We start from the raw sequence: 3563 nt of genomic DNA, 5'->3' as shown, positions 1-3563 counted from the left end.
TCGGCGACCGGCCGGACGGCCGCCCCGGGCCGGTGCCGGGCACGGCGGGCCCGGACGTCGCGTCCGCGCCCGCCGCCTCCCCGGGCAGACCGGCCGGCCGCGGCGGCGAGCGCCCCCTCGCCCTGGACGACCGCCGGCAGCGCCGGAACGACCCCAAGGACCCCCCGACGTGAACGGACGCGGCCGTGCGGCCTACCGGGCGGGCTGGCCGTAGAGGTGCTCGACGTGCAGGCGCAGGGCGATGCGCTGGTCGGCGACCATCGCGCGGCGGTAGTCGTCCCAGTCGGGGTGCTCGCCGCGGATGGCGCGGTACAGGTCGATGAGCTCCTCGACGGCGGCGTCGCCGGGGCCGGCGGCGGGGCCGACCAGCTCGGCGGTGCCCTCCGCGACCGCCCAGGACCAGCCGTCCGCGGCGCTCGCGTGCAGGCTGGCCCGCGGGTCGCGGCGCAGGTTGCGGGCCTTGGCGCGGTCGGCGGTGATCGACACGCGGATGAGGCCGCGCTCGGCGTCGAAGTGGTAGTTGACGTTGGAGAGCTGGGGCCGCCCGTCCCGCTTGAGGGTGGCGAGCACCCCGAGGTCGCGCCCGGCCAGCACCTTCGCGAGCGCCGCGTCGTCCGCCATGTTCCGCCTCCGTTGGCGTAGGGCGCGTCGCGGGCGCCGCCGTGCCGGGGCCGCCGCGAGCACGCTCTGATCGTCGTCTCCGGCACAACTCCGCGCGCCCTCGCCGACTTCCCCGCAGCTCACAGGGGCGAAACGCGGCGGGGCCCGCACCCGGCCGGTGCGGGCCCCGCTCGGCTCGTGCCGCCTTCTCCGTCCGGCCTCCCGGACGTTCCGCCCTGCCGGGTCAGCGGGCGGCGAGGGCGGGGAACTCCAGGACGCGCGCCTGCCCCGGCGGGCCGTCCTGCCGGTCCCCGCCGACGGGCGCCGCCCCGCCGCGGACGGCGCGGCCGGTCAGCATGTGGCCGCGGAACACCGCGCCCTTGGCGGTGACCTTCACGGCCCGGAACGCCTCCGGCGGCAGCGAGCAGAAGCCCGTCTGCACGACGTCCTCGAACAGCGTGTCCGACACGACATAGGCCAGGTCGCGGTCCGCGTCGCCGGACAGCATGCGCCGCAGCGGCGCCGAGTCCAGCAGGCGCTGGACGACGATGGGCGCGTCGCCCGCGGGCCCGAACGGCCCGGCCGTCAGCGTGCCGTGGTGCACGGCCAGCCGCACCCGCAGCCGGGCGCCGGTGCCGCGCCCCGCCTCGCGGTTGATCTCGCGGATGGCGTCCGCGAGCCCGATGGCGAAGTCGCCGGCCACCGGTGCGGGGTCGACCCCCTCCGGCAGGGTGGCGAGCTCGCCGTCGCCGCCGACCTGCTCGTCCCAGCGGGCCCGGTCGAGCCCCGCGGCGCGCGCGGCGCCGTCGAGCGCGTCCGAGAGCTGCCGCTGCGCGAGCAGCTGCTCGCGCGCGTCCCGCTTGCTGTACGCCTGGATGTCCACCGCCAGCAGCAGACGGTAGACGAGCTGCCCTTCCCCGTTTCCCTTCACTCCCGATCCGCCCCTCGGTCGTCCTCCGAGCAAACAGGGCCCGTTGCCCGCATTCGCTCCAGCTGCGGAGTGAGTGTTGCCAGGTGGAGGACCTTCCGTGGTGGTGGCGGGTGCGCCTCCCTCGCCCTCGTGGTGCGGATGAACGCGGATTGGACGCGCCCCGCCCGGCCCCCGCTTCGAGAAGTAAGGAACCTGTAGCGAACTCGCCAGGGATGTTCCGGATCGTCCACCTCGAAGCAGACCGATTCCGACTTCTCCGCGGCCCATTGAACCCCCGGACGCCGCGAGACCGTACTGCCTCCCAACGTGACATCCGGCTCACGGTCACCGCGCCCGCTCGTCCCCGCCCCCGCACAGCCCGGAGACACCCGATGGCCCACAGAAGCCCGGCCGCAGTGCCGGCCTCCCGCGAACATCCGCCCGCACCGTGGAGCTGGTTCCGCGGGCAGCCCCCGGCGGGCGGCGTGGACGACCAGGTGATCGTGACCGAGCTGTACCGCGTGTACGGGCGGCCGCTGCTGTCCTTCGTCCTGCGGCTGACCGGCGGGGACCGGCACTGGGCCGAGGACGTCGTGCAGGAGACCATGATCCGGGCCTGGCGCAGCGCGCACCAGCTCGACGAGAACGCGGCCTCGCTGCTGCCCTGGCTCGCGACGGTCGCCCGCCGGATCGTCATCGACGACCAGCGCCGCAAGAACGCCAGACCGCAAGAGGCGGGCGAGGGCCCGCTGGAGAACATGCGCGTCCCCGACGGGTTGGAGGACCTCCTGCGTTCGGTCGTCGTCTCCGAAGCCCTCCTCGCGCTGTCGCCCGCGCACCGCGAGATCCTCAACGAGACCTTCTTCCGGGACCGGTCGGTCAACGAGGCCGCCAAGCACCTCGGCATCCCCGTGGGCACGGTCAAGTCCCGGGTCTACTACGCGCTCCGGGCGCTTCGCGTCGCCCTGGAGGAAAGGGGCGTGACGCCATGAGCGCGGAGCTGCTGCACATCGACGTCGGCGCGTACGCCCTCGGCCTGCTGGAGGAGCCGGACCGCCGCGCGTTCGAGGCGCACCTGTCCACCTGCTTCTCCTGCCACGAGGAGCTCGGCTCCCTCCAGGCCGTCGCGGCGACGCTGGACGGCATCGCGCCGATCGCCGAACCGGCCGGCGCGCCGCTGCCGCCCGAGCCCGCGGTCGTGTCCGACCTGCTGCGGCACCGCGCGCGCCGCGAGCGCCGGCACCGCACCGCCCGGACCGTCGCCGGCCTCGCCGCCGGGATCGTCCTGCTCGGCGGGGCCGCGGGCGCCGGGTTCACGCTCGGCACCGACCACAAGCCCGCACAGCAGCAGGGCCAGGACGAGACGGGCGTGGCCGCGCTGTTCCGGAACGGCCAGAAGCTCACGGCCGCCGACTCGGGCACCGGCGCGTCCGGCACGGTCGCGATGGAGCCGAAGGCGTGGGGCAGCCGGATCGGGCTCCAGCTCACCAAGGTCAAGGGCCCGCTGGAATGCCAGCTCATCGCCGTGGACGGCGCAGGCCACCAGCACGTGGTGGCGGGATGGGCCGTCCCGGCCAAGGGCTACGGCTTCGCGGGCTCCCCCGCACCGCAACTGACCCTGCAAGGCGGCACCGCACTGAAGCCCGGCGACATCAGCCGCTTCGAAGTCCGCACAATAGGCGACGGCCGCACGATCCTGACGGTGCCTGTGTGATCTATTGCAGCGCCCCCGGCGGCGCCCTGGCGGGCCCCCTTCCACGGGCGCTGCAATAGGCTGAGCTGGTGAGTGCGACTCGACCGTCCTCGGGCCCGAAGCTGGTGTTGCCGGGGCTTCGTGAGGTGTACGAGGCGTACGTCCGGGAGGCCTCCGCCCTGCCTTCGCTGCCAATCGCGCTCCAGGCGGAGGTGTGGACGTCGGCGCAGCTCGGCGGGCTGGAGGCCGCGGCCCCGCACGCCGAGGGACGGCGCGCCGCGCTCGGCGACCTGATCACCTGCCTGCGGGCGGCGGCGACGCCGGGGGCGCGGGCGTTCCTGCGCGCGCTCGCGGCGATCG

General features: G+C 75.3%; 4 protein-coding genes and 1 pseudogene. 3 read left to right on the top strand and 2 right to left on the bottom strand.

Annotated features, from left to right (window positions below; genetic code table 11):
- Window positions 1–192: 192 nt before the first annotated feature.
- Both E1300_RS48500 and E1300_RS48490 read right to left on the bottom strand, forming a co-directional pair.
- Entirely contained in the window at window positions 193–621 is a 429-nt protein-coding gene (locus E1300_RS48500) for a PPOX class F420-dependent oxidoreductase (RefSeq protein WP_131764001.1), read from the bottom strand.
- 223 nt (window positions 622–844) lie between these two features.
- Complete coding sequence (locus E1300_RS48490; protein WP_207400442.1) at window positions 845–1531, bottom strand: hypothetical protein; 687 nt, start codon at window positions 1529–1531, stop codon at window positions 845–847.
- Window positions 1532–1902: 371 nt separating this feature from the next.
- Here E1300_RS48490 and E1300_RS48485 point away from each other — a divergent pair, with 371 nt between their 5' ends.
- The 3 genes and pseudogenes from E1300_RS48485 to E1300_RS48475 form a co-directional block, all read left to right on the top strand.
- Window positions 1903–2502 carry a sigma-70 family RNA polymerase sigma factor gene (locus E1300_RS48485; protein ID WP_242619892.1) on the top strand — a complete coding sequence of 200 codons (600 nt, stop codon included), beginning with the start codon at window positions 1903–1905 and terminating at the stop codon, window positions 2500–2502.
- Window positions 2499–3224 carry an anti-sigma factor gene (locus tag E1300_RS48480; RefSeq protein WP_131763999.1) on the top strand — a complete coding sequence of 242 codons (726 nt, stop codon included), beginning with the start codon at window positions 2499–2501 and terminating at the stop codon, window positions 3222–3224. Before E1300_RS48485 ends, E1300_RS48480 begins: the two co-directional genes overlap by 4 nt.
- 68 nt (window positions 3225–3292) lie before the next feature.
- Window positions 3293–3563: pseudogene (locus tag E1300_RS48475) on the top strand (hypothetical protein); the annotation flags it as partial.

Source organism: Actinomadura fibrosa (assembly GCF_900659615.1).
GTDB lineage: Bacteria > Actinomycetota > Actinomycetes > Streptosporangiales > Streptosporangiaceae > Spirillospora > Spirillospora fibrosa.
Note: the sequence above shows the minus strand (reverse complement) of the source record. Positions and strands in the feature narration are given on the sequence as shown.

Bases quoted from the DNA above. Each gene is read 5' to 3' on its own strand.
- E1300_RS48500 (WP_131764001.1), bottom strand. From the start codon at position 621: ATGGCGGACGACGCGGCGCTCGCGAAGGTGCTGGCCGGGCGCGACCTC.
- E1300_RS48485 (WP_242619892.1), top strand. From the start codon at position 1,903: ATGGCCCACAGAAGCCCGGCCGCAGTGCCGGCCTCCCGCGAACATCCG.
- E1300_RS48480 (WP_131763999.1), top strand. From the start codon at position 2,499: ATGAGCGCGGAGCTGCTGCACATCGACGTCGGCGCGTACGCCCTCGGC.